A 25,642-nucleotide genomic window follows, 5' to 3' on the forward strand; every position below is an offset into this window, starting at 1 on the left:
AGCGCGCTGTCCTAGATGGGCTGGCCATGAACGATACTCAGCCATCCTCCCAGTCTTCTCGTCGGACCGACGCGGTGCAGCGGCTTGCCGACATGTTCCTGTCGGCACGTCACACGCGTCAGCCGATCGAGCAGACTCCGCCGGACCTCGTGCCGCCGGATCGGGACGCGGCCTATGCCGTTCAGGATGCGGTTGTAACCGCGCTCACGCCCGAGCTTGGTCCGATCGGGGGCTGGAAGGTCGGCGCGCAGACGGTCACAGCCGAACCGTTCTGCTCGCCAATTCACCAGGCCACGATCTACGGGGACAATGTCACGGTTCCGGCCGAGATGTTCGCGCATCCCGGTGTGGAGGCGGAAATCGCCTATCGTTTCGGGCATGCCCTTTCGCCGCGGGACCTGCCGTATACCGAAGGCGAGGTTCTGGGCGCGATCGCTTCGGCGCATGCAGCGATCGAGATCTACGACACGCGCTTTGCCAAGCCGCACTCGCAGGACTGGCTTGCGCATCTGGCCGATCAGGGCAGCCATGGCGCGATGATGATCGGGCCTGCGGTGACGTCGTGGCAATCCCTGGTTCCGGTCGAGCAGGACGTGGTCGAAATCATCAATGGGGAGACGGTTTTTTCGCATAAGGGCGGAAATTCCGCGGGGGATACGCGGCGGCTTCTGGTCTGGCTCGCGAACGAGGCGTCAAGGCGAGGATATGGCATCGCGGCCGGTGCGGTCGTGATTTCCGGGTCGACAACCGGAACGACATTCGTCGGAAGCAAGTCGAACATCACTGTGCGCTTTCCGGGCTTTTCGGAAGTTTCGGCGTTCCTCGCCTGAACAGGTCGGCTTGGCCGGTTGTCCGGCCAGACTCTGCGGGCTGAGAGGAATTCCCCGTTCGGGATCGGTCTCGTTATGTCATCACGAAATAGTATCGTTACGCAGGCGCTTCGTGTGCGCCTGCCGATGGCCTGCGCGCTCGCATTCGGCGCGGTCGTTATCTGTGCTTCCAGGGCCGAAGCGCAGGTACGCGGGCCTGTGTCCATTACCGGCCCATCGTTCGCGCTCGACACGCCGACCGCCTACGAAAACACGCCCTTCACGCCGAAGGTGGAACATGTGCTCGGCACATGGGACGGCATCCTGCCGTGGCTGAACAGCCATGGGGTTGGCGTTGTCATCGATTATACCAGCGAAAGCGCAATCCTGCTGGATGGCGGCCACGGTAGCGATGCCGGCTACGCCCATCAGGTCGGCGCTGAACTGGATATCGACTGGGGGAAGCTGATCGGCTGGCAGGGCTTTCGCACGCATGCTGTCGTCGTCAATCGCGCAGGCCATAATCTGAGCGCCGATTACGGCGACAAGTCGCTGGCCGGAATCCAGGAAATCTATGGCGGCGGCGGCAATGTCGGCGTGCATCTCGTGTACGTCTATGGCACGCAGGATTTGGCAGGCGGCCGCGTTCAGATCGCCGCGGGCAAGATGCCGGTCAACATCGATTTCTCGGCATCGCCGCTTTATTGCACTTTCATGACGAAATCGATCTGCGGCAATCCGAAGGCACTCACACGCGGAGCTGCGGGCTTTGCAACCTATCCGGGTTCGGTCTGGGGCGGTCGCGTCCGGACATGGCCGGCTGACGGGTTCTATGCGCAGGTCGGTGTCTATGGGGCGAACCCGGATCTCAACACCAACCAGTATGACCGGACGGGCTTCAATTTTTCCACTAATCTCTATACGGGTTTTTACGTACCGGCCGAAGTCGGAATCATCCCGTCGTTCGGTCCCAACCATCTGGTCGGGCATTACAAGCTTGGCGTCGGATACGACAGCTCGCCTTACGCCGACTGGCTGCGCGATAACGGGGGCGGCATCGCCTATCTGACCAAAAAACCGGCGCGCATGGACCAGGGCAAGACGCAGCTCTGGATCGAGGGTGATCAGATGCTTATCCGCAATGGGCATGGCCCGCTTAACGGGCTCTATGCGATGGCGGGATTCGTCCGTAACACACCGCAGACATCGGGGTACCGCTACGAGTTCTATGCCGGTCTGGTCGGTCGCGGGGTGATCCGTGCGCGGCCGCTCGATACGGTCGGCGTAATGTTCACGCGCACTGAGGCAAGTCCCGAACTGATTGCCCTGCAGGATCTCGAATACGGCCTGGGCCGCAAGAGTCTGCCGAACTCGGCCACGGCACCGCAATCATGGGTTCAGGTGTTCGAAGCCACCTACAAATTTCCACGTCATGAACGGCTTCGCGTTCCAGCCGGATTTCCAGCACATCATGCAGCCCAATCTGCAGCGCAACAAGCATGACGTGGATGCGATGGATCTGAAGCTCCACGTCGTGATGTGAGTGCCCGGCGCGCGCCGCCTCGTCGGAAGGTGATGAGGCGCGTCTCACGGTAGAATCTGAAACAGTTGTCAAACCCGAACGAACAGGTAAGGCACTACCGGCATAGACCCGGGTTGCGTGATGTAAACGCATGGTAATGATATCGGTGCATTGTTTTCGCGCCCGTGCATGCCATTGTAGGGCCGCGGATGCTTTTTTAGGCATTTGTGGCTAGAACAGCGCCGACGTCGGTACGGGGCTGACGATAGAGGTTGCTGACGCGTGCACGAGCTTGGGATCGATATCGAGGCGATCGGCCGGATCCCGGCTGTCGTCTCTATCCTTGATGTCGTCAGCCATATGACCGGCATGGGATTCGTGGCGGTTGCCCGGGTCGCCGGAGACCGCTGGATCGCGTGCAGCACGAAGGACACGATCGGCTTCGGGGTGCAGTCCGGCGATGAACTCGATGTCGAGACGACGATCTGCCACGAGGTCCGCCAGCATCGGACCCCCGTGATCATCGATCATGTCGAAAAAGACGAAATCTACTGCGGTCATGCAACGCCGCAGATGTATCAATTCCAGAGCTACATCTCGATGCCGATTTACCTGTCGGATGGCAGTTTTTTCGGCACGCTCTGCGCGATCGATCCCAAGCCGCGCAAGCTGGACACACCTGAAATCAGGGGCGCGTTCACGCTGTTCGCCGAGCTGATCGGTCTTCATCTCAGCTCGAACGAGACCCTCAAGGCGACGCAGGCCGCGCTGCGGACGGAGCGTGAGGATGCCAAGCTGCGCGAGCAGTTCATCGCGGTTCTCGGACATGACCTGCGCAATCCGCTGGCATCGATCCAGGCCGGGACGCGCCTTCTGCGCCGCAATCCCGAGCGAGGGGACATGGTCCTCATGCAGATGGAGCGCAGTGTCCAGCGCATGGCGGGCCTCATCGACAACATCATGGATTTCACGCGCGGCCGCCTCGGCGGAGGCCTGTCGCTCGAGATCAATCCCGATGTGGCACTGGAGGCACTGCTGCAGCAGGTCGTGTCGGAGGTTCGGGCCACGAATCCCGATCATCCGATCGACTGTGCGATCGACCTGCCGTCCGTCGTGCCGTGCGATGCCGCCCGGATCGGGCAGATGTTCTCCAATCTTCTGGTCAATGCCGTAACCCACGGCACGCCTCATCGCCCGGTTCACGTCATGGCCCGGATTCACGAGGCCGTCTTCGAGCTGTCGGTGACGAACGAGGGCATGGCGATTCCGGACGAAGCGATGGGCAGCCTGTTCCAGCCCTTCTTCCGCGCGCAGGTACGGGCCAGCCAGCAGGGCCTTGGCCTCGGGTTGTACATTGCGGCCGAGATTGCGCAGGCGCATGGAGGGACGCTCGCCGTGGCCTCCACGGCGGACGCCACGTGCTTCACGTTCCGGATGCCGCTCCAACTCGTCTAGGCTCCGACGCAAGCAGCTTGTCGGAGCTTGGGGTGTCATCGGGCACGCCATCGGGTAAGGCTCGACAGCCGCCTGTTCGCGCATTGGCGTCCGGCGTCCGGTAACGACCGTGCGTCGCCGGGCCGTACGACTGCTTGTGATGTCATGGCCCTTGCACCGCGAACGACATGCAGCCTTCAATCCTGCATCGTATAGTCCGGATCGAACGGCCCTATAAATCCGGAAACACCATGTCATATTTGCTTCTTGACTGATCTTTCCGATACCCTTTTCCGACATGGCGCAAAAGGGAGAAAACGATGACCAATATTGCAGCGCTTCTAGCTGATGCGGCAGTGTTCGTGCTCCTTCCATGGGGAGTGTGGCGACTTGCAAGACGTGCAATACCGATTGCGGTTCTTCCTATACTTGTAGGGATTACTCTTGCGGTCCTTCATGCGCCCGTGCAGGCGATCCATATACCGTCCGTCTGGGGAGACGATATCGGCTGGGCCGCGGTTCTGGTGCTGGCTTTCACGGCCGGTCTGGAGATGTGGCAGCATCCGGGCGAAGATCGTACCGTGCAGTCCGTGCCGCAGCCGTCGCTCGGGCGCCTGCTGGCCGGTGCCGCGGTCGCGCTGGGTGGCCCGTTCCTGATCGGTTCGGTGCTTGTCTATACGTTCTTCCTGCCGTTGCATGGCTGGGCGCCGGCGCATGCGTCGCCCGGGATCGCCGCGGCCTCGATCGGACTGTGCATCGCCGTCAGCGCGCTGCCCGTGCTGATCGGCCTCGTGCGGGAGCTGGAACCAGGCCAGCGTCCCCTCGGGCAGCTCGCCCTCAAGCTGGCTGTCGTGGACGATGCCGCGCTGTGGATCGGGCTGGCCCTGCTACAGTTCGCGGCCAAGGGAGCGGCGGCGCTGCATGGCTGGACCGGACTGGAAGGGCTTGCGATCCTCCTGCTGGTCGGGCTCGCAATGGCCGGCAGCTGGGCGGCACGACACTTCCGTCATGCGCGCCTGTGGGTCATCTGGGCCTGCGTCCCGGTGTATCTGATCGCGGGATCCTGGGCGAGCCACGAGCTTGGGCTGCACGAACTGATCGGCGCGTATTTCGCGGGTGCCATCATGCCGCCGTCCTGGGTGCGACGCCTGCCGGTGGAGCGTGTCGGCACGTTCTCGCTCATCTGGCTCGCCCCGATGTTCTTCGGCCATAGCGGGCTGCGGATCGACGGCGATGCGTTGACTTGGCCGTCGGTCGTGGCGTCGCTGGCGCTCGTCGTGATCTCCATCGTGACCAAGATCGGCTCGGTCTACGCGTTCCCGCCGGCATCCGGATTGTCGCGGCGGCAAGCGCTGGGCCTCGGGTCACTGCTGCAATGCAAGGGTCTGATGGAAATCGTCGCCGCGACGATCCTGCACGGCAAGGGCATGCTGTCGGACTTCGCATTCGCATCGCTGATGGTGCTGGCCGTCATTTCGACGACGCTGACGGGTCCGCTGTTCCGGCTGACGGCGCCGCGCGCACGGAAGGCGGATATGCCGGCTGTGGGCGCCGGGGCCGTGGTCGAATAACGGCCGCGATACTCAGGCCGGCAAAGGCCGAAGGAAGCAGGACGCTTCAGGGCGCCCGGATCGCGTATCTTGCACGGAGCAATGCCGGGGAGGCGGCCATAGCGTTTCTGCCGGGGAACCCGCAGCACGGAACGGTATCGAGAGAATGTTGCCGGAAGGCGAGGCGGCTGGTGCCGTTCGGAGAGGCCCCCGAAAAGAAGAGGCTGGCAGGGTGTCCTGCCAGCCTCTTTCCTGTCGGCCGTTACGAAGCGTTGACCGTTACTGGGCCTCGTCGGCGCCGGTGTGTGTCTCCGGAGAGAACGTCCAGCCTTCGCCGTAGGGCTGCGGGTGGAGGAAGCCCCAGCCGTTGCTGGCCGTGTTCCAGCCCGCCGTCGATTCGGACGGAGTGACGCTGGCGAAGCGACGAATATCGCCCGTGCTGACCGTGCCGGCTGCCGAGTTGCCCCAGGCATGGCGGACATAGTCGACGACCATGGCGACCTGCTCGGGCGTCAGGGCATGCTGGTAACCCGGCATGGCGACGGCCGAGGGCGCCCAGTTCGTCGGCGGCAGGACGCCGCCATGGACCACGACGTTGACGATCGAGGCCGGGTTCTGGGTCTGCAGCACGGGGTTGCCGGCAAGCGGCGGGAACATGCGGGCGACGCCGCTGCCGTCGTTCTGATGGCAGATCGCGCACTGGGCGACGTAGATGCCCGCACCGCTCGAGTTCGACGGGGCGGTCGAGGCCAGTGTCTGCGCTGTCGACGGGTCATAGGTATAATGGCCCGAGGCCGGCACGCCCGGCGCCGTCTTCAGGTAGTGGGCGATGGCGTGCAGATCTTCGTCGGTCAGATGCTGCGTGCTCCAGGCGACCACGTCGCCCATGCCGCCGAAGACAGCCGCGTGGTCGGTACGGCCGGTCTTGAGGAACAGGGCGATGTCGTCTTCGGACCACGTGCCGAGGCCCTGCACGGGATCGTTGCGCAGGCTGGGCGCGACCCAGTTGTCGATCGGTGCGCCGCCCGAGAGATAGGACGCGTCGGTGGCGGCAAGGGATTTCTCCTGCATGCCCATGCCGCGCGGCGTATGACAGGCGCCGCAATGACCGGGTGCCGTGACGAGGTATTCGCCGCGCGCCGCGACAGCATCCTCACCAGGGGTCGGCACGAAGGGGCCGGGCTTCGGTGCATACACCATGCGCCAGACGGCCAGCGGCCAGCGCATGGACATCGGCCAGGAGATGTCGACGGGGTGATCCGGCTGGTTCACCGGGGCCACGCCATGCATGAAGTAGGCATAGAGCGCGCGGATATCGCTGTCCGACATATGAGCGAAGGACGGGTAGGGCATCGCCGGATAGAGCGTCGCGCCGTCCTTGCGGATGCCCGCGCGGATGGCGCGGGTGAAGTCCTCGAGCGAGTAGGTGCCGATACCGGTCTGGGGATCAGGCGTGATGTTGGTGGAGTAGATCGTGCCGACCGGTGTCGAGATCTTCAGGCCGCCCGCGAATGCGCGACCATGAAGGGACGTGTGACAGGCGACGCAGTCGCCCGTGCGGGCGACATAGGCGCCCTGTTTGACAAGGTCCGGGTCGTCCAGCCCTTCGGCCAGCGCGACGGGGGCGGTAGCAAGCGCGAGCGTTGCGGCCAGCGCGAGTGAGAAGGTTTTCATCGCAACGTTTCCTCGATGCCAGCCGATTAGTGAGAGACCTCAGGCGCTTCGGGCGGCGCCACCGTGTTGGTCGGGATCTGGCTGTCGTTGTGCCGTGCGTTCACTTCTGACTGGTAGGTGTCGTTGGCGCGCTTGATGAGGAACTGGCGGATCTCTTCGATCTGGGCCGGGTTCATCGAGGTGTCGAAGCGATCCATGCCATAGGCCGTCAGCGCGCCGCGACCGACGACGTTATAGAAGCCCGCCTGACTGCGGATCGCACCCGACCAGCGCAGATCGGGCAGCACGCCGCCGGATTCGCCGTTATCGCCGTGGCAGGCTGCGCAGTAGGTCTGGAACTGGAAGTAGCCGTCTTCCGTCTTGCTTGCGTCATACTGGGCAGGCGGCTTGACCGGCAGATAGCCCTTGTCGTTCTGCGGCGGCAGCGTGTCGTGGCCGTCAAGCGAGAAGGCGATGATCCGCGAGTGGTTGACGGTCCAGCCGGACGTCCGTGCGGCGCCACCAAGGAAGAACGGATAGATACCGCCCCAGCCGACTTCGACCGCGACATACTGGTGGCCGTTGGCCGTATAGGACACGGGCGGCGCGATGATCGCGCTTTGGGCTGGGAAGCTGTAGAGGTCCTGGCCGGTCGATGCGTTGTAGGCATGGAACGTGCCGTCGGCGAGGCCCTGGAAGATCACGCCACCGGCCGTGGTCAGGATGCCGCCGTTCCACGGGCCCTTGTGCGGGATCGTGAAGGCCGCTTCCTGCTTCTGCGGATCCCAGGCGACGATCGAGCCCTTGAGATCCTCGTAGAATTTCTTGTTGATGTTGGTGTTTTCAGGCTTGCCGTCGTTGATCAGGCCGATCTTGGCCATGTCGAGGCCGAGGTTCCAGCTGTCGTGGTGCGGCTTGAAGCCGCCGACCTGCGGCTTGTAGAGGAACGGCACCTGCTGCTGCGGAATGTAGACCAGCTTGGTCTGCGGATCGTAGGACATGGCGGCGAAGTTGTGACCGCCGAGATCGCCGGGGATTCCGTACCAGGGCTTGCCGGTCAGGGTCCACAACGCGTCAGGCACGTAGTTCGGGCGGCCGGTCTTGGGATCGAGACCCGTGGCCCAGTTCACGTAGGTATAGTTCTTGCCCGAGATGAACTGACCGGTCTTCGCATCGATGATGTAGAAGAATCCGTTCTTCGGCGCATGGACGATGACGTGGCGCATCTCGCCGTTGATCGGCATGTCGAGCGTCATGATCTGCTGGACCGAGGTGTAGTCCCACTGGTCCATCGGCGTTTCCTGGAAGTGCCAGACGTATTCGCCTGTCTCCGGACGGATCGCCACGATGCTGCCGAGGAAGAGGTTGTCGCCCTTGCCGTCCGAGCGGAACTTGTAGTTCCAGGGCGAGCCGTTGCCGACGCCGAGATAGATGAGGTCGGTCACGGGGTCATAGACGATCGAGTCCCAGACCGTGCCGCCGCCGCCTTGGCGCGTCCAGGCACCGGTGGGGCTCCAGGTCGGATAGGCGGCGGACATCAGGATCTTGTCCGACGGTGCGCCGTCCGGCTTGTTCTCGGGGTTCGGGACCGTGAAGAAGCGCCAGTCGAGCTTGCCGGTCTCGGCGTCGAAGGCTGAGACGAAGCCGCGGGCGCCGAATTCCGCGCCGCCATTGCCGATGATCACGCGGCCCTTGGCGATGCGCGGGGCGCCGTCGACCGTGTAGGAGCGCTGATGGCCGAGCGTTGCGTCGGCCGGGATGGTGTTAACGCTCCAGACGAGCTTGCCGGTCTTGGCATCGACCGCGAGAAGGCGGCCGTCGAACGTGCCCCAGTAGATCTTGCCATCATAATAGGCGGCGCCACGGTTGACCGTATCGCAGCAGCCGCGGTCGGCGATGTTGCCCGGCACGCGGGGATCGTAGGCCCAGAGCAGCTTGCCGGTCGCCGCGTCGAGCGCCTTGAGCTTGCTCCAGTTGGTCGTGGCATACATCACGCCGTTGACGATGAGCGGCGTTCCTTCCTGGCCCCGGTTCGTGTCGAGGTCGTAATGCCAGGCCAGCTTCAGCTGGCCGGCATTGTTCGCGTTGATCTGGTCGAGCGGGCTGAAGCGCTGTTCCGAGAAGGTCCGGCCATAGGTGAGCCAGTCACCCGGGTGGCTGTCGGCATTCTCGAGGACCTGCTGCGGGTCGGCTCCCTGCGCTTGCGCACGTGTGTCGGCACCTGCGATGCCGACGAGTGCGGCGGTCAGCAGAAGTGCCTGGCGTGTTTTCCGAAGGGCGGAGAAGGACAGGAGAGCGCCGGGGCGCATCCGGGAAGTATCGGACAGGGTCGGCGGACGCAAAACCATGATATGAAGTACCTTGCACATAGGACAACGGCCAATGGCGGTCGATATCAGGTTTGTAATATTTTATTTTGAGTTGGGGGTTAACAAATCGGTGATTTCGAAATTTATTTTATACAAATAAGAGCTATTAATTACTTGGGCAATATAATAGCCGCATTATATAATTCCATTTCTCGACCATATCGTGTCACCGAGTGCCGGAATAGCCGCACTTTTGTCATGGTCGTTATGACGTACAAGCAAAGATCGCGCCGCCCGGTGACGGACGGCGCGATCTTTGTGTGATTATTCAGTTCGTTACTGGATGAGGTCGCGGGTGTCGAGCAGATCGCGGTTGCGGCATTCGGGAATGAAGAATGTCGCGATGATGGTCGTCAGCGCCAGCGCCATCACATAGAAGGCAAGCGGGATCCAGGCGAGGCTGCCCGGGTGGGACCCGGCATGGCTCGGCCACTCGCGAATCACCATGGCGATGATGAAGGAGCCGACCAGCGGCGTGATTCCGCCTGCGACCACGGCTGAAACCTCTCGTGTCAGGGACACGCCGATATAGCGGTGGCGGGCGCCGAACATCTCCGGCAGGAACGCGGCCTGACTGCCGAACATGCCCCATGCCGAAATCCCCAGGCCGACCGACAGGCCGATAGCGGCGAGCGTCGTATTCCCTTGGGAGAACGCCCACCAGACCGGCAGGGCCGAAACCAGTTCCAGGATCGCGAAGGCCCGATAGGTCTTCACGCGGCCGAATCGGTCGGACATACGTCCGGCGACCGGAACGGTGATGCCACCCACGAGAGCTGCCGAGATCAGCGCGATGGTCCCGGAGAAGGCGGGCAGGCCCATGGTGTGCACGATGTAGGAGATTGCGAGCACCTGATAGAGCGACGAGCCGCCATTCTCGCCGGCGCGCAGGCCGATGCCGATGATGATCGTCTTCCAGCTCTGACGCAGCAGGCCGAACAGGCCGGGCCGTTCCTCATGGGCACGTTCCTCTTCCATGACGGCGAAGGCCGGGGATTCCTTCAGCGTCAGGCGCATGTAGAGGGCGACCGCAAGGATGATGGCCGACAGCAGGAACGGCACGCGCCAGACCCAGGACACGACGACGTCGCGGCCACCGAAGAGCAGCGCGCAGTAGACGAGGGCTGCGATGATCGTGCCGATCTGGATGCCGAGGAACGGCATGGCGGCGTAGAAGCCGCGTTTTCCGGGTGGTGCGTATTCCGTCATCATGACGGCGGCCCCGGCCTGTTCGGCCCCGGCGCCGAGGCCCTGAAGCACGCGCATGCCGATGAGGGCGAGCGGTGCCCAGATCCCGACCTGCTGATAGGTCGGAAGCAGGCCGATGGCCGTCGAGGCGATGCCCATCAGGGTCACGGTCAGCAGAAGGACGCGCTTGCGGCCGTATTTGTCGCCCAGTGCGCCGAAGAAGATACCCCCGACCGGTCGAACGGCAAAGCCGATCGAATAGGTCGCGAAGCTCGCGATCAGGGCCAGGCCCGGCGATTTGCTGGGAAAGAACAGCGGGCCGAACACGAGGGCCGATGCCAGGCTGTAGAGCGCGAAGTCGTAATATTCGAGCGCCGAGCCGAGCGAACAGGTCCATGCCGCGCGCCGCAGGTCCGCGGGCGTGATTTCCACCGCCTGATGGGCGGTATCCGCAGCAGCCGATGCGCGGGATCCGGACACCAGAGTGCTGTCGAAAGTCTGTGCTGTCATGGGATTGCGCGCTCTTCCAGGTCTGGGATCATGACGGGGCCGGATGTGATCGAGAAACGATCGCATCGTCGGAGCCGGACCGGCGCGGTCCGGCGCAGTGGATTGGTCACAGGCATGGTGTGCGTTCTGGTCCTGAAAGAGGCAGCCGAGCGCCAAGATGGCGCGCGATGCGTGTGTCCGTTGGGCCGGGCGGATCATGCCGGGCCGGACGTCCGTTGACCGGTCCTGTCATATCCAAGTCCCGGGAAGTCGCGTGTTCACAAAGGGGTTTACGGACCGGTGTTCGCGATGACGATCCTGTGTGCGGACGTGCGTTCGCGCACCTGCGCAAAGTCAAATTGACAGGTGCTCCGGGCGCTCCCTACTGTCGTTTCGTATCAGGCATGTTTTTTGTGAGAGGCCAGCGGGCGATGAGCGACATTTTGTCGGACGAGGCGTGTTGTACCCTGTCGGGTGACGCGCGTTCCGATCTTCTGGCGCGCGGATATTCGCGTCGTCATTTCGGGCGCATTTCGACGCTGCTGGGCATGGGTGCCGCGGCCGCCCCCCTGCTGGCGCGCGCCGCGCCATCCGCCGGGCCCAAGGCAGCTTTCGTCGGCCATCCCGACATGGTGCGGATCGGGTCGAACGAGTGCTGGACCGGGCCGTTCCCGGACGCCGCACAGGCGGGTATCGCGGTCATTCCGCAGGGCAATCGCTACGAGCCGAGCGACCTGCGGCAGACGCTTCTGTTCAACGCATCGCAGGTCGAGGGCGTGCCCGTCGATCATATCCAGCCCTGGGCCGGTTCGTCCGATCCGCTGTGCCGGAGCATCGTCTCGTTCGCGGGTCCGGGGCGCGGTGTCGTCACCGCCAATCCGACCTACGAGGCGGCCTGGATGGTCGCGAAGTGGCTCAACGTGAAGCTGACGCGGGTGCCGCTGCGCGCGCGGGATCAGGCGACGGACGTGCGCGGCATGCTGGCCGCCGATCCGCATGCCGGTGTCTATTACGTGTGCTCGCCCAACAACCCGACCGGTACGATCACGCCGGTCGAGGACATCGAATGGCTGGTGGATAACAAGCCGAAAGGCTCCATCGTTGTGGTGGACGAGGCGTATCTGCATTTCGCGGGCACGCCGAGTGCGATTCCGATGGTGAAGGCGGGCAAGGACGTGATCGTCCTGCGTACCTTCTCCAAGCTGTTCGGCATGGCGGGGCTTCGTCTCGGCCTGTGCTTCGCGCGTCCGGACATTCTGTCGAAGATGCTCCGCTATGATGGCAACTACCTGTCCTACATGCTGCCGGTCACGTCGGAGGCCATCGGTGCGCACAGCCTGCTGATGGCGGATGCGATCGTCCAGCGGCGGAACGAGATGATCGCGGCGCGTGACTTCACCTGCGCGCATCTGAAGAAGCGGGGCATTCCGTTCATTCCGAGCCAGGCCAACATGATCATGGTTCAGTGGTCCAAGCCTGCCGCGGAAGTGAAGGCGGCGTTCGCGGCGCAGAAGGTCGAGATCGGCCGGTCCTGGGAGATCTGGCCGAACCGGTCACGCATCACCATCGGGTCCATGGCGAACATGCAGGCGTTCTGCACTGCCCTCGACAAGGTGATGGCCTAGGCGGTTTCGGGCTCATCGCGATCCGGTCCGCGACCGGATCGCGATGAGCCTGCGAGAGCCGGCCTCGGTGAAAAGGGCTGCCGCTGTCAGGCCGGTCGACAGATGGAGCAGGATGCGATGTCCGCACTCGGCCGGTGGAATATCCACGCCAGCCGGGTATGGCGGCCACAGCTGCTCAGAAGTGCTCCGAAGAAAACCGGCAGGGTGATCAGGCGGCTGGCGAAAAAGGTCGCCGCTGTTGCCGCCAGTATAAGCCCATCTCGAATATCAGCCCCGTGACGGGATCGCGTCGAGACTCGGGGGCGGGCAGCAACTGCGCCAGTAACTGCCTGACGAGAATGATCCATTTCACGAAGGCGATGGACGGGGTCAGCGGCACGCTGCGGCTAAACGCGAACCGCAGGAGTTCCGGCCATCTGGTGCATGGTGCGTCCTCTCCGGGAACAGTCTGCACCAGACATCGTGGTTACCTGATCCCGTATTGATACGATGTCCTCAGTATTCGGGTTTCTGACCGGGCAGCGGAATGGTCGGCGGTGTGCCCGGCGTTCCTGCATAGGTCAGCAGTACGACCGTTTCCTGATTGCCGGCCTCTCCGCGATGGGCGTCATCCACCGATTCCGCGAAGGACTGGCCTTCATGGAAGGTTTCGGTCTTGCCGGACGCCTTGTCGTGAATGGTCAGTGCGCCTTTGAGCACATAGCCGACATTCGGATAGGGATGGGTGTGCCACGGCAGGGCGCTGTGCGGTTCGATTGTCAGCCTGATCTGGGTGAGTTCGGGCTGTCCTTTCGGATACCCGGTATAAGGCTTGCCGTTCCACGATTTCGTCGCCTCGATCAGCGTGTCCTTGTGGCCGGACTGGACTGTCTGGGCGTCGGCTGCAGCGGTAATGGCAAGCGTCGCGAGCGCTGCGCCGACCAGGGTTCCGATCGGCAACCGATCCCGATGATCTGAGGGGCTCTGGTGCATCGGATCGGTCTCCCTGTTCTGTGTCCCTGATGATCGAACGGCAGGTTTTGCCGGTTTGCGCATTTGCTCCTAAACAACGTCCTTTCGTCGGATTTGGTGGCACGGGGTGACGCGCGTTTTGCGAAAAAATCGGGATGAAAATGTGCCGCTGGGCTGTGCGGCTGCGGATCTGGCGGCGGTCGAAGCCATCGTAACCGGCGCCGGCACGTCGTTTGCGCGTGGCATGCGGGTTCTGCCGGCAGATCGACGGTTCGCCATGTTTGCGATCTATGCCTTCTGTCGTGAAGTGGACGACATCGCCGATGGCGACGTGAAGGTCGAGGATCAGGCGGCGGTCCTCGATGCCTGGCACGAGCGGGTGCGGGCGGCGGCACGCGGCGAGACGCACGATGCGCTGGACCGGGTCCTCTCGGCGGCGATCGCGCGCTACGACCTGCGGCTCGCCGATTTCGATGCGGTCATCGACGGCATGGCGATGGATGCCGCCGGTCCGATCGTGGCGCCCGACGAGGCAACGCTCGATCTGTATTGCGACCGGGTGGCGTCCGCCGTCGGGCGCCTGTCGGTACGGGCCTTCGGCGAAATGTCGGATGCGGGTGATCGGGTCGCACACCATCTGGGCCGGGCATTGCAGCTGACGAACATCCTGCGCGACCTGTCGGAGGATGCGGCGCGAGGCCGGTTGTACCTGCCGCGCGAACTGCTGGAGCGGCATGATGTGCCGCTCGATCCCGAAGGCGCGCTCTATGCGCATGGGCTCGATCCGGCCTGCCGGGTTCTGGCGGCGCGGGCGCGGGACCGGTTTCGCGATGCGACGGCTGCGATGGCGTCATGCGATCGGGTTGCGATGCGGCCTTCGCGGATGATGGCTGCGTCCTATCGCGTCGTGCTGGATGCGCTGGAGCGCCGGGGCTGGCGCAACACGGATCTTCCGTTGCGTGGCGTGAAGCCGCGCCGGGTCGTGGCGGCACTCGGGGCATGGTTCTGATGGGGGCCTGGTTCTGATGGGTGTCGTCCATATCGTCGGTGGCGGCATGGCGGGCTTGTCGGCGGCGGTCGAGCTGGCCGGGACGGCCTCGGTCGTCGTGTATGAGGCCGGAATCGCCTGTGGCGGCCGGGCACGGTCCTATTTCGATCGCAAGCTCGGCTGCCGGATCGACAACGGCAACCATCTGCTCCTGTCGGCCAATGAGGGCGTATTCCGCTATCTCGGCCTGATCGGTGCCGAAAAGACGCTGACGGGTCCGGGGTCGCCGATCTTTCCCTATTTCGATCTGGAAGCGGATCTGGCGTGGACGCTGCGTCTGTCTCGCGGACGGGTGCCGTTCTGGGCCCTGCCGGGTGGCGCGCGCGTGCCCGGCATGCGCCTGTCGGAGCTGGGCGCGCTGTTTGCGCTGTTGCAGGCCGGAGATGATGCGGTCGTGGCGGACTGCCTGCGCCCGGGGCAGCTCGCGCGCCGTCTGCTGGAGCCGTTTGCCGTCTCCGTTCTCAACACGACCTGCGCCGAGGGCAGCGCGCGGCTGCTCGGCAATGTCGTGCGCCGGTCGCTGATGCAGGGCGGCATGGCGTGCCGGCCGTGGTTTCCGGCTATCGGGCTGTCGGAATCGCTGGTCGATCCGGCGCTCGCGCATCTGTCGCTGATGCGGGCGGACGTGCGCACGCGGACGCGGGTGAGCGGGCTCGAGGTGGAGCATGGCAGCGTGCAGGCGCTGCTGCTGGGCGACGAACGGGTGGCGATCGGGCCGGAGGACCGGGTGATTCTGGCCGTGCCGCCGGGTGTGGCGGAGAGCCTGCTGGCGTCGCACTGGGCGGACTTCACCGTGCCGGACGCGTTCGAGAGCATCCTGAACGTGCATTACCGTCTGCCGGCCCCCGTCGATGTGCGCGGTGTGCTGGCACAGACGCGGCTGGTCGGGCTTGTCGGCGGGATCGCCGAATGGGTGTTCGTGAAGGGAGACGTGCTGTCGGTGACGGTCAGCGCGGCGAACCGGTATCTCGACCGGGACATGGATACGCTGGGCCACAGCATCTGGGGCGAGGTGCGCCGGGCCGTCGGGCCGACGGTTGCGGGCGGGCTGCCCGAGACTGCGCCTGCGATGCGTGTCGTGGTGGAGAAGCGCGCGACGTTTGCCGCAACGCCTGCGCAGGAGCGGCGACGGCCGGCCCTGCGGACGCCGTTCGGCAATCTGGTGCTGGCGGGAGACTGGACCGCGACCGGTCTGCCGGCGACCCTCGAAGGAGCAATCGGCTCCGGGGTGGAGGCGGCGCGCGCCATCCTGTAAACGGTTCCATGAAGGTTTTGTATTTTTTTGAGGCGGCGTTGCGCCGCCGGCTGAGAATGGACGAGCCATGCTGATTTATTCGGACGTGCTGGATCGGCCCGCGCCGTCGAAGGCGGGGCGCAAAGGGCGGAAAACCGCCACATCTGCGGATGCGTCGGTGAATCTCGAGACGGTCGCGGCAGGTGTGGACCGGGCGCGGGCGGCCCTGTCGGAGCGGCAGCGTGACGACGGCCACTGGGTGTTCGAGCTCGAGGCCGATGCGACGATCCCGGCCGAATATGTCCTGCTCGAGCACTATCTGGACCGCATCGACGACGCGCTCGAGGCCCGCATCGGCGTGTATCTGCGCCGGATTCAGGGCGTGCATGGCGGCTGGCCGCTGTATCACGGCGGCAAGTTCGATCTCTCTGCATCGGTGAAGGCTTATTTCGCGCTGAAATGCATCGGCGACGATGTCGATGCGCCGCACATGGTCCGCGCGCGCGAGGCCATTCTGGATCATGGCGGGGCTGCGCGCTCCAACGTGTTCACGCGTTTCCAGCTCGCGCTGTTCGGCGAAGTGCCGTGGGCCGCGACGCCCGCGATGCCGGTGGAGATCGTGCTCCTGCCGCGGTCGGCGTTCTTCTCGATGTGGAACATGTCGTACTGGTCGCGTACGGTCATGACGCCGCTTCTGGTGCTGCGGGCGCTGGCGCCATGCGCCATCAATCCGCGCGGCGTCCACGTGCAGGAACTGTTCGTCAAGCCGCCGACCGAGGTGCAGGACTGGATCAAGGGGCCGTATCGCTCCGTCTGGGGACGGGTGTTCAAGCATCTCGATCAGGTGCTGCGGCCCGTCGAGGCGCGGTTCCCGCAGGCATTGCGCGATCGCGCCATCAAGGCTGCCGTGGATTTCATCGAGCCGCGCCTGAGCGAGGGTGGCCTGGGTGCGATCTATCCCGCCATGGCGAACGTCGTGATGATGTATCGCGCGCTCGGCGTGCCGGACTCGGACCCGCGCGCCGAGCAGGCGTGGCGCGGCGTGCGGGACCTGCTGGTCGAGAACGTGGGTGAAGACGGGCCGGAGACCTATTGCCAGCCCTGCGTGTCCCCGGTCTGGGATACGGGCCTTGCCGGACTTGCCATGATGGAGGCCGGCTCGGGCTCCCATGCGAGCGCGCCGGACGACGTGCGCGAGCGGCTGCAGGGCGCGTCGGAATGGTTGCGGGACCGCCAGATCCTCGACGTGAAGGGCGACTGGGCGGTGAACCGGCCGGATCTTCCGCCGGGCGGCTGGGCGTTCCAGTACGAGAACGACTACTATCCGGACGTGGACGATACGGCCGTGGTCGGCATGCTGCTGCATCGGCAGAGCGATCCGAAGAACGCGGAGGCCATCGAGCGGGCGCGGATCTGGATCATCGGGATGCAGAGCACCAACGGCGGCTGGGGCGCGTTCGACATCGACAACGATCTCGATCTGCTCAACCACATTCCGTTCGCCGATCATGGTGCGCTGCTGGACCCGCCGACGGCGGACGTGTCCGCGCGTTGCGTCTCCTTCCTCGCACAGCTCGGACATCCTGAAGATCGTCCGGTGATTGAGCGCGGACTCGCCTATCTCCGGGCCGAGCAGGAGGTCGAGGGGTGCTGGTTCGGGCGCTGGGGCACGAACTACATCTACGGCACGTGGTCGGTGCTGTGCGCACTGAACGCCGCCGGTGTTCCGCATGACGATCCGATGGTCCGGCGCGCGGTGGCGTGGCTGGAATCGGTGCAGCGAGCGGATGGCGGCTGGGGTGAGGATTGCGCCACCTTTGAGGGCGCGCCGCCGGGCGTCTATGACGAAAGCCTGCCGTCGCAGACCGCATGGGCGGTGCTGGGACTCATGGCGGTCGGCCAGCGGGACAGCGAGGCCGTGAAACGCGGGATCGCGTTCCTGCTGTCGCGGCAGAAGGACGACGGTGAGTGGGACGAGCAGCCGTATAACGCAGTCGGTTTCCCGAAGGTGTTCTATCTGAAATACCACGGGTATCGGCAGTTCTTCCCGCTGATGGCACTGTCGCGGTTCCGCAACCTGCAGACGAGCAACAGCGGCGCCGTGGAATACGGGTTCTGAGACGGGGTTCTGGCTCGCAGCCGGAACGGGGCCGATCCCTTTCTGGTTGGAGATTTCCAGAGCCGCTCGGTCTTTGGTGGGGTGCGGGAGTGATGCCCCTGCGCTAACCTTCTTTCATGACTACAGGTGTTCTCGTCGGCCTGAAGGCCGAAGCCAGGATCGTTCGCAAGCGCTGGCCGGATCTGCCCATTGCCGTCAGCGGCGCCACGCGCGAAGGGGCCGAACGGGCCCTTGGTGCCCTCCTGCATGCAGGCGTGGACGGGCTGCTCTCTTTTGGCGTCGCGGCGGGACTGAAACCGGGCGCCGGACCCGGCACGATCGTGGTGCCGTCTTTCGTGATGGTCGCGGGTGAACGTCTGCCGACCGACCCGGCCTTGTCCGCCCGTTTCGGCGCCGACCGCCCGGGCGTGCTTCATGACGGCATTCTGCACAGCGATGTTCTGGTGACCGAGGCAGTCGAAAAGGCGCGTCTTTACAAAGAGAGTGATTGCGCGGCGCTGGATATGGAAAGTGGCCTCGTTGCCGGCGCAGGGCTGCCGTTCGCCGCCTTGCGCGTCATCTGCGACGACTGCACGCGCGATCTGCCGCACGCGGCGGCCGTCGCGATCGAGGGTGGCGGCGCGTTGTCCATACGGCGGTTGCTGGGTTCGCTGCTGAGGGATCCGGGGCAGGTGCCGGCGCTGATTGCATTGGGACGGGATGCCGCGCGGGCGCGTGAGAAAATCGCCCAATTGTAATACGGCCGCGTCACAGGCCTGCTTCTGGTCCCGAGAAGAAATCGGCGGGCGGCGACAGGTCAATATGACAGGGGAAGGATCGGGGGAGCCAATCTTCCGGTCATGAAGCATCGGATGCAGACTTCGTATCGCTGACCCATGTCCGCCTTTATTGCCGATAATCTGCACATCCCTGGCCTTGATGCGGCTGCCCGGTTCTCTGCCGTATTTCGTTCGGACCGATCGATATGTTCGATGACACGATCAGCGCTGCGAAGTGGAAAGACATGCGCGTTCCGGGTCTGCCGGGCGGACTGATCCGGGAAAATACGGCGATATACTACTGCCTGCTGAACGAAGGGATCCGCACACGACAGTGTTTCCCGGATGCTCAATGAAAAACCGGCAGATTTCGCCGAGCCCTGATCGCCCCCCTTGCTTTATTGTTGTATCCGGAATCCTGCTGTCCGCTTTACGGAAATTCTCGTTGTGCTCTGCCTTCGCGACCGGCGAGCGCCTGCCATGATGCATGAGACCGATTATCGGTCTGAACCGCGCAGGCTTGTCTGTTCGATCTGTATCACGTGCCATCCCTGCTTACGCATCCTCACGCTTCGTATGTCAGGTGAACGGAAGGATCGTGCTGCCATCAAAGGAGATGAAGAGCGAAGCTAGAGACGCAGGGCTTAGACAGCCTGCTTCCAGACCTGTCGCAAACGATAGCCCGGTTCTGGCACGGTTTCGGTAAAGCCGCCCAGCGATGCATGCATGGCACTTCACGATCCTGGCCATCCGATCTCCGCCGCATTTCGATGGCTGGATGACAGACCGGACGCGGAATAAAATAAACGTGACCGTTCTGCCGCCCGGATCGGCCTATATAAAAAGACATGAAAGCCCGCTCCCAGTTTCGTATGGCGGGCGCAAGGTCATGGGCAGAGACAATCATGGAAGCGAGAAAGATACCGTCGGGGGAAGATAAACGAAGTCCTGAAGCCAGGCATCATTTTCATTTTCCTCATGCACATCTTCCTCACTTCCATCTTCCGCATGTGCGAATACCGCATATTCACTGGCCGCATTTTCATATTCACTTCCATGATCGGCCGCTCGCGGGCGAGCCTCATCCGGACCGGCCGTTTCACTGGAGGCTCTATGCCTGTGAGGCCGTGTCGACAGCGGTGCTCATGATCATTGGCCTGGCGTGCGTCATTCTGCTGACGGCGCCGAGAACCTTTCTGGCGAGTCATCTCGCGTTCCATCCTGTTCTGCAGACCGCTTTATGCGGACTGTGTTTCGGCCTGGCGGGCACGGCGGCCGCCATGACCCCGTTCGGCAAGGTGAGCGGCGCGCATCTCAATCCGTCCGTGACCCTGGCCTTCATGCTGTCCAGGAAAATCGTGTGGATCGATGCGGCGGGCTATGCCATCGCCCAGGTCCTTGGTGCGTTGTCCGGCACGCTCATCGTCTATGGACTCGGAGCGCTGTTTGCGCCCTGGCGTGTGATGGCGGCCGCCGTCCATTATGGGGCGACGGTTCCGGATACGGATATTTCGGTTCTGTATGCGCTTTTGTCGGAAATCGGCGTGACGGGGCTTCTGATTGTCGTATTGTACTGGCTTGCGGCGCATCCGCGCTTCAAGGCCATCACGCCGTGGATCGGCGGCATTTTCTTCTTTCTCATGAACCCGCTGACGGCGTGGCTTTCCGGAAATAGTGCCAATTTCGCTCGCAGTCTGGGTCCGGCACTGTTTGCGGGCAACTGGACCAATCTCTGGATCTATCTTCTGGGCCCGTTTGCAGGATCTGCCCTCGCGGTTCTCGCGATCCAGAGCGACATTTTCGGAAAGCTTCATCTTCTGGAAGCGCGGCTGGTGAATTTCGGTCATCATGGACGGGTGCCCCACATGGACGATCCGCATTTCAAGCATGCGGCACCCGAGCATTACGAAGCCTATACCGCACACCTGAAGACCGTAATGGCGGCGCGCGCACAATCTGATGAATCCGAAACACCCTCTGCCGGGGTTGAGACATCTCCAATCTGATGGCGAAAGAACTCTGGATGTCAGGTAATTTCCTTTCACATCTGGAGCCTTCGGTCGCGCTGCTTCCTGCCAAGCGAGATCGTTTTCAAAAATTCTTTCGCGTCTCCCCAATCGTCGGAACGGTCTGTCAGGAGGCCATGATCCGATCACATTGCAGGATATCGGCAGCGCGAGGTTCTTCGTCGGTGCAAGTCGCTTCGGCTTCGCCGCGAACGAGCGCTTGCAGATCCGATCCGGAGGCCTTTATGCCGCTGCTTCAGGACGGCCGTACTGTCTTGGTGAGCAGCCCATTGTCCGTTTGAATGCCGTGCTGAAGGCGCTTTCGGATTCGTAGCCAAGCGACAGCGCGACTGTCCCGACCGGCAGGGTTCGGAGCCGGCTGGTGGCCAGCAGCATGCGCCAGTTGGTTAGATAGGTCATGGGCGTGGTACCGACGGTCTGTCTGAAACGCTGGGCGAAGGTGGTGCGGGACATGTTGGCAATTGCGGCAAGGCTGGCGACGGTCCAGTTGCGGGCCGGTATCTCATGCATGGCGGCAATCGTCGCACCGATCTGCCTGTCGGCGAGCGCGAACAGCCAGCCGGTACGGTTCGGCGCATCCTGCGCCAGATGCAGCCGCAGGGCCTGGATTAGCATCATATCGGCAAGGTGCTGGATGACGAGCGCGCTGCCGGGCTGAGGGGCCGTGACCTCCTGACGCATCCGGTCGAGTGACCAGCGCAGGGCGGCACGGTCCGCGTCATCACGCAGATGCACGATGGGTGGCAGGATATCCAGAAGCGTGCGGGCGTGCGCCGCAGTGAGGCGGAAATGGCCGCCGATCAATGCGAAATCGCCGCCGCCGTTGATCGCGTTCATGCGGCCGTGTCGTTCCTCCGTCTGCCCGGCGGGCGAAAGATAGCTTCGATAGTCGACGGGGGTCAGCGAGACGTCGCTGCAGAGCGTGAAGTCGCGGCCGCGCGGCAGGAGAAAGCAGTCTCCGGCATGAAGCCGCGCGGGCTCAGGCACGCCGTCCACAACAAGCCAGGCGCTGCCGGAAAGGATGGCGTAGCATTTGATGCCGCTTGGCGCAGGAAAGAGCACGGACCAGTCGCCGCCGGCGCTGAATCCGCCGACGATTGTGCTTTCAGGCTTCAGCAGCGCGAGAATGTCGGAAAGTGGATCCATGAGTTCCGGACGATTGCGAAGCTAATGCGGATGATAGCGCATGGATCGTCCGGAAGATATCGCCGATTGTCACGCCCATCATGCAAGGATCGGGAGTGCGGACAATGCGTATTCTGGTAACGGGGGCGACGGGATTCGTCGGATCGGCGGTGGTCAGCGAACTGCTGGCCGCGAGACATGACGTCGTCGGTATGGCGCGTTCGGATGCAGGCGCGCGAGCCCTGCAGGATGCGGGTGCGCAGGTTCTGCGGTGTGAACTGACCGATCTTGAGGGCCTGCGGCGCGGGGCGGATGCGTCGGACGGCGTGATTCACACGGCCTTCATTCATGATTTCGCGAATTTTGCCCAAAGCTGCGCGATCGATCGCGCGGCCATCGAGGCCATGGGCGCGGCTCTGGCGGGTTCGGCGCGGCCACTTGTGGTGTCGTCGGGGACGGGGCTTCTCGCGCCGGGCGGCATTGCGACCGAGGAAACGGTCAAACCCGAAGGATCTCCGATACCGCGCATGTCCGAGGAAGCAGCACTGGAGGCCGACGGGGTGCGCGGTGTGGTCGTCCGGTTGCCGCCATCGGTGCATGGCGCGGGAGACCATGGATTCGTGCCGATCCTGATCCGGATTGCGCGGGAAAAAGGATTTGCCGCTTACATCGGGGAAGGTGGCAACCACTGGCCCGCCGTGCATCGTACGGACGCGGCGCAGGTCTATCGGCGGGCGCTGGAGCGTGGTGTCGGCGGTATGCGGTATCATGCCACGGCGGAAGAAGGCGTGCCGTTCCGCGACATTGCGACAGCTATCGGACGAGGCCTGAATGTTCCGGTGCGGGCCATCTCGCCGGAGGAAGCATCCGATTATTTCGGATGGTTTGCACTGTTTGCCGGGATCGACAACAGGGCATCAAGCGCGTGGACGCGGGAAGTGCTGGAATGGACGCCGAGCGGGCCGGGTCTGATCGCGGATATCGATCATGCGGGATATTTCGGGTGACGCGTGTCTGTCTTCTTGTCTGACGAAGAGGGGAAACAGGTTTTCTCTCTCGGCTGGTATGAGCCGTGCGGCTCATACCAGCCGGGGGAAATTGGTGACTTCTGGATATCCGCTCAGGAAGAAGGGGACTTCAGGAAAATCCTGCGCCCTGCGTAGATGTCGTCAGCGAGAACAGGCTTGTTCCGCAGCACGCGAACAGGGTGTCACGTTTTTCGCCGCCGAAGGTGAGGTTGGAACAGCCGACCGGCAGGCGCAGGCGGCCAATCATCCTGCCTGCGGGATTGTAGATAAACACGCCGCACAGACCCAAGGGGCCGGATGCGCCGCACCAGAGATTGCCGAACACGTCCGCGCGCATGCCGTCCGGGATCAGGCTCTGCCCGTCGAGCGTGAAGTCGGTGAATATCCGCCCGTTTGCCGGGCGGCCCGAACTCATGTCGAAGGCGCGGATCTTGCGGTCGCCCGCAGGGCCCTGCTGCCCGGGCGCCTTGCCGGACGAGATGACGTAAAGCGTTTTCGCATCCGGTGAAAAACACAAACCATTCGGGCCCGGGGCCTGATCCTGCGACAGAACGGCCTCGATTGTCCCGCTCCGGGGATCCCAGCGGAACGTATGATCGGCCTGACGCTGCAGGCCACCATGCTCGCTGGTGACCTCATTGCCGATGAACGGGCGCAGCGCCTTGCGCGGATTGGCGGGACCATCGGCATCGGGATGGCCTTCGGCCGTTGTGTCGCCATAGGCCGGGTCGGTGAACCAGATGGCGCCGTCAGGGCTCGCCACGACGTCGTTGGGCGAATTCAGATGCCGCCCCTGATAGCTGTCAGCCAGCACGCGGCAGGAGCCGTCATGTTCCCAGCGAATGACGCGCCGTAGCCCATGTTCGCAGGTGACGAGGCGGCCTTCGGTGTCGAAGGTGTTGCCGTTGGCGTTGAAGCTTTCCTTCCGGAAAATGCTGACGATCCCGGTGTCTGGGCCACGTGCGGGGTCGGCATTCGGCGCGTCGTCGAAAATATAGCGATATTGCTGGCTGCGGACTGTGTCGCTCAGCAGCAGGAAGCGTCCTTCGGTCGACCATGCCGGCCCTTCGAGCCAGCCTCCGCCGCGCCAGACGAGCTCGAGATTCGCATTCGGGAACAGGAGATCCTTGAACGACGGATCCAGCACGATGATGTCGGGATCCGGAATGGCGGATGGGGGCGCCATCGGTCCCCATTGCCGTGCCGGTGTCGACACGACACTGGGGGGTGCGGGAAGGGCCGCGCGAGCGGCCCAGGCAGGTGTGAGTGCTGCAGCGCCGAGGCTTGCAAGAGCCGTGCGGCGGGAAAGGGAACGGTCCGCCTTCAGGTCGGAAGAGACGCGTGTCGAACGCCTCATGCGCTGGCCTCGTCGAGCGCCTTGATGTCGTCCGCGGTGAGAGAGAGCGTGCCGGCGCGGGCAAGGTCCGCGATCTGTTCCGGTCGCGAGGCACTGACGATCGGTGCCGTGATACTCGGTCGTGCGATGGCCCAGGCCAGCGCGACCTGCGTCGGGTCGACGTCATGACGGCTGGAAACCGCATCGAGGGCGCCCAGGATTTTCTGGCCCCGCTCGCTGGTGACATAAGCCCGCACGCCGTCCGCGCGGGCGCGATCCTTCAGGTCGGCTTCGCTGCGATATTTGCCGGTGAGGAAGCCGGAAGCGAGCGCATAATAGGGGATGACGCCAAGACCGGCATCGGCTGCGACCTTCTCGAGGCCGGATTCGTAATCGCTGCGTTCGATCAGGTTGTAATGCGGCTGCAGGGATTCGTAGCGCGGCAGCTTGTGCTTTTCGCTGACGTCGAGGGCTTCGCGCAGGCGATCGGCGGTGTAGTTCGACGCGCCCAGTGCGCGGACCTTGCCTTCCCGGATCAGGGCCGCGAAGGTCTCGAGCGTCTCTTCAAGCGGTGTGTCCGGATCGTCTTGATGGGCCTGGTAGAGATCGACGTGATCGGTCTTGAGCCGGCGAAGCGACGCCTCGATCTCGTGACGGATCCAGTCCGGGGACAGACCCTTGCGCCCGTCGCCCATGGCCATGCCCACCTTGGTAAACAGCGTGATCCGGTCGCGATTGCCGCGCTGGGTCAGCCACTCGCCGATGATGGTTTCAGACTCGCCGCCCTGGTTGCCCGGCACCCAGGCGGAATACATGTCCGCCGTGTCGATCGCGGTCAGGCCGTGGTCCAGAGCCGCATCCAGAATGCGGAAGGACTGCGCCCGATCGGCGGTCCAGCCGAAGACGTTGCCGCCGAGGACCAGCGGCGGGATGCTGAGGCCGGAGCGGCCGAGGGGACGGGACTGCATCGCGGGTCATCTCCTGTCTGGCAGCCACGCGGCATGCGACATGACGTCGCAGTTCCGCCGGAGCGCCGTCATGGCGTCTGGCGGGTCGCGGGCGGAGCGATTGTCGGTTCGGGTCTAACGCATGGTCGGCGCGAGGCGTTCCGGGCGGAGGGACGGCACAGGCTGGTCCAGCGCCGGTGGAATGGGGCTGCCCCGATCAATCCGGCTTGAGCATCAGGGGCGGAAAGGCAGGCAAGGTTATTGTGGATGCACCTGAACCTCGAATGGGTGACCGCCTTCGGTCCGGCCGACGGCTCGGATATCGGGGGTAGGCTTATTTCCGGACTATCGAAAGCGAGAGGCTCGGCCGCAGTATTGTTGGGCCATGCTAGAGCCGTTCCACGTTAATCCGGTTCATATCCTGCTGCTT

General features: G+C 63.8%; 18 protein-coding genes. 11 read left to right on the plus strand and 7 right to left on the minus strand.

The window, feature by feature from the left end; genetic code table 11:
• Nucleotides 1-26: 26 nt before the first annotated feature.
• The 4 genes from B8446_RS10160 to B8446_RS10175 all read left to right on the plus strand — a co-directional run bounded on the left by B8446_RS10160 (nt 27) and on the right by B8446_RS10175 (nt 5,336).
• The gene (locus B8446_RS10160; RefSeq protein ID WP_048849244.1) at nt 27-830 is read left to right on the plus strand and encodes a 2-keto-4-pentenoate hydratase; all 804 of its coding nucleotides are present in this window, start codon (nt 27-29) and stop codon (nt 828-830) included.
• A gap of 75 nt (nt 831-905) precedes the next feature.
• The gene (locus B8446_RS10165; protein ID WP_241767738.1) at nt 906-2,312 is read left to right on the plus strand and encodes a carbohydrate porin; all 1,407 of its coding nucleotides are present in this window, start codon (nt 906-908) and stop codon (nt 2,310-2,312) included.
• A gap of 301 nt (nt 2,313-2,613) precedes the next feature.
• Nucleotides 2,614-3,786, plus strand: a complete 1,173-nt coding sequence (locus B8446_RS10170) for a GAF domain-containing sensor histidine kinase (protein ID WP_048849245.1) — start codon at nt 2,614-2,616, stop codon at nt 3,784-3,786.
• A gap of 299 nt (nt 3,787-4,085) precedes the next feature.
• On the plus strand, nt 4,086-5,336 hold the full coding sequence (locus tag B8446_RS10175; RefSeq protein WP_048849246.1) for a cation:proton antiporter: 1,251 nt from the start codon (nt 4,086-4,088) through the stop codon (nt 5,334-5,336).
• Nucleotides 5,337-5,594: 258 nt separating this feature from the next.
• Here B8446_RS10175 and B8446_RS10180 read toward each other — a convergent pair whose 3' ends face one another.
• The 3 genes from B8446_RS10180 to B8446_RS10190 form a co-directional block, all read right to left on the minus strand.
• Nucleotides 5,595-6,989 carry a cytochrome c gene (locus tag B8446_RS10180; protein ID WP_048849249.1) on the minus strand — a complete coding sequence of 465 codons (1,395 nt, stop codon included), beginning with the start codon at nt 6,987-6,989 and terminating at the stop codon, nt 5,595-5,597.
• Between the two features lie 26 nt (nt 6,990-7,015).
• On the minus strand, nt 7,016-9,277 hold the full coding sequence (locus tag B8446_RS10185; RefSeq protein ID WP_048849295.1) for a PQQ-dependent dehydrogenase, methanol/ethanol family: 2,262 nt from the start codon (nt 9,275-9,277) through the stop codon (nt 7,016-7,018).
• 336 nt (nt 9,278-9,613) lie between these two features.
• Entirely contained in the window at nt 9,614-11,035 is a 1,422-nt protein-coding gene (locus B8446_RS10190; RefSeq protein WP_048849297.1) for an MFS transporter, read from the minus strand.
• Between the two features lie 410 nt (nt 11,036-11,445).
• Here B8446_RS10190 and B8446_RS10195 point away from each other — a divergent pair, with 410 nt between their 5' ends.
• Nucleotides 11,446-12,639 (plus strand): pyridoxal phosphate-dependent aminotransferase, encoded by a 1,194-nt coding sequence (locus B8446_RS10195; RefSeq protein ID WP_048849251.1) that lies wholly within the window; start codon nt 11,446-11,448, stop codon nt 12,637-12,639.
• A 495-nt stretch (nt 12,640-13,134) separates the two neighbouring features.
• Here B8446_RS10195 and B8446_RS10200 read toward each other — a convergent pair whose 3' ends face one another.
• The gene (locus B8446_RS10200; RefSeq protein WP_048849298.1) at nt 13,135-13,578 is read right to left on the minus strand and encodes a cupin domain-containing protein; all 444 of its coding nucleotides are present in this window, start codon (nt 13,576-13,578) and stop codon (nt 13,135-13,137) included.
• Between the two features lie 175 nt (nt 13,579-13,753).
• On the opposite strand from B8446_RS10200, the gene hpnD reads away from it, so the two are divergent.
• The 5 genes from hpnD (at nt 13,754) to B8446_RS10225 (ending at nt 20,755) form a co-directional block, all read left to right on the plus strand.
• Nucleotides 13,754-14,599, plus strand: a complete 846-nt coding sequence (gene hpnD / locus B8446_RS10205; RefSeq protein ID WP_241767739.1) for a presqualene diphosphate synthase HpnD — start codon at nt 13,754-13,756, stop codon at nt 14,597-14,599.
• Between the two features lie 16 nt (nt 14,600-14,615).
• Complete coding sequence (gene hpnE, locus B8446_RS10210; RefSeq protein ID WP_048849253.1) at nt 14,616-15,893, plus strand: hydroxysqualene dehydroxylase HpnE; 1,278 nt, start codon at nt 14,616-14,618, stop codon at nt 15,891-15,893.
• Between the two features lie 67 nt (nt 15,894-15,960).
• Nucleotides 15,961-17,991 carry a squalene--hopene cyclase gene (gene shc, locus B8446_RS10215; protein ID WP_084712249.1) on the plus strand — a complete coding sequence of 677 codons (2,031 nt, stop codon included), beginning with the start codon at nt 15,961-15,963 and terminating at the stop codon, nt 17,989-17,991.
• A gap of 116 nt (nt 17,992-18,107) precedes the next feature.
• Nucleotides 18,108-18,728, plus strand: coding sequence for a phosphorylase family protein (locus B8446_RS10220; protein WP_048849254.1), 621 nt, complete (start codon nt 18,108-18,110; stop codon nt 18,726-18,728).
• A gap of 1,031 nt (nt 18,729-19,759) precedes the next feature.
• On the plus strand, nt 19,760-20,755 hold the full coding sequence (locus B8446_RS10225) for an MIP/aquaporin family protein (protein ID WP_084712253.1): 996 nt from the start codon (nt 19,760-19,762) through the stop codon (nt 20,753-20,755).
• A 243-nt stretch (nt 20,756-20,998) separates the two neighbouring features.
• Here B8446_RS10225 and B8446_RS10230 read toward each other — a convergent pair whose 3' ends face one another.
• The gene (locus B8446_RS10230) at nt 20,999-21,922 is read right to left on the minus strand and encodes an AraC family transcriptional regulator (RefSeq protein ID WP_048849256.1); all 924 of its coding nucleotides are present in this window, start codon (nt 21,920-21,922) and stop codon (nt 20,999-21,001) included.
• Between the two features lie 104 nt (nt 21,923-22,026).
• Between B8446_RS10230 and B8446_RS10235 the strand changes: the two genes are divergently transcribed.
• A complete protein-coding gene (locus tag B8446_RS10235; protein WP_048849258.1) occupies nt 22,027-22,908 on the plus strand; it encodes an SDR family oxidoreductase in 882 nt (293 codons plus the stop codon).
• A 130-nt stretch (nt 22,909-23,038) separates the two neighbouring features.
• Here B8446_RS10235 and B8446_RS10240 read toward each other — a convergent pair whose 3' ends face one another.
• Nucleotides 23,039-24,286: an SMP-30/gluconolactonase/LRE family protein gene (locus tag B8446_RS10240; protein WP_048849260.1), complete on the minus strand. Its 1,248-nt coding sequence runs from the start codon at nt 24,284-24,286 to the stop codon at nt 23,039-23,041.
• Nucleotides 24,283-25,233: an aldo/keto reductase gene (locus B8446_RS10245; protein WP_048849262.1), complete on the minus strand. Its 951-nt coding sequence runs from the start codon at nt 25,231-25,233 to the stop codon at nt 24,283-24,285. The genes B8446_RS10240 and B8446_RS10245 overlap by 4 nt, the downstream gene beginning before the upstream one ends.
• Between the last annotated feature and the right edge of the window lie 409 nt (nt 25,234-25,642).

This window comes from Tanticharoenia sakaeratensis NBRC 103193 (assembly GCF_000963885.1).
In the GTDB taxonomy this organism is placed as follows: Bacteria; Pseudomonadota; Alphaproteobacteria; order Acetobacterales; family Acetobacteraceae; genus Tanticharoenia; species Tanticharoenia sakaeratensis.

What these genes read in the sequence shown, in the direction of transcription:
- B8446_RS10235 (WP_048849258.1), top strand. Translation starts at nt 22,027, where the DNA reads ATGCGTATTCTGGTAACGGGGGCGACGGGATTCGTCGGATCGGCGGTG.
- B8446_RS10245 (WP_048849262.1), bottom strand. Translation starts at nt 25,233, where the DNA reads ATGCAGTCCCGTCCCCTCGGCCGCTCCGGCCTCAGCATCCCGCCGCTG.
- B8446_RS10180 (WP_048849249.1), bottom strand. Translation starts at nt 6,989, where the DNA reads ATGAAAACCTTCTCACTCGCGCTGGCCGCAACGCTCGCGCTTGCTACC.
- B8446_RS10190 (WP_048849297.1), bottom strand. Translation starts at nt 11,035, where the DNA reads ATGACAGCACAGACTTTCGACAGCACTCTGGTGTCCGGATCCCGCGCA.
- B8446_RS10175 (WP_048849246.1), top strand. Translation starts at nt 4,086, where the DNA reads ATGACCAATATTGCAGCGCTTCTAGCTGATGCGGCAGTGTTCGTGCTC.
- B8446_RS10160 (WP_048849244.1), top strand. Translation starts at nt 27, where the DNA reads ATGAACGATACTCAGCCATCCTCCCAGTCTTCTCGTCGGACCGACGCG.
- shc (WP_084712249.1), top strand. Translation starts at nt 15,961, where the DNA reads ATGCTGATTTATTCGGACGTGCTGGATCGGCCCGCGCCGTCGAAGGCG.
- B8446_RS10185 (WP_048849295.1), bottom strand. Translation starts at nt 9,277, where the DNA reads ATGCGCCCCGGCGCTCTCCTGTCCTTCTCCGCCCTTCGGAAAACACGC.
- hpnE (WP_048849253.1), top strand. Translation starts at nt 14,616, where the DNA reads ATGGGTGTCGTCCATATCGTCGGTGGCGGCATGGCGGGCTTGTCGGCG.
- B8446_RS10230 (WP_048849256.1), bottom strand. Translation starts at nt 21,922, where the DNA reads ATGGATCCACTTTCCGACATTCTCGCGCTGCTGAAGCCTGAAAGCACA.
- B8446_RS10195 (WP_048849251.1), top strand. Translation starts at nt 11,446, where the DNA reads ATGAGCGACATTTTGTCGGACGAGGCGTGTTGTACCCTGTCGGGTGAC.
- B8446_RS10220 (WP_048849254.1), top strand. Translation starts at nt 18,108, where the DNA reads ATGACTACAGGTGTTCTCGTCGGCCTGAAGGCCGAAGCCAGGATCGTT.
- B8446_RS10165 (WP_241767738.1), top strand. Translation starts at nt 906, where the DNA reads ATGTCATCACGAAATAGTATCGTTACGCAGGCGCTTCGTGTGCGCCTG.
- B8446_RS10240 (WP_048849260.1), bottom strand. Translation starts at nt 24,286, where the DNA reads ATGAGGCGTTCGACACGCGTCTCTTCCGACCTGAAGGCGGACCGTTCC.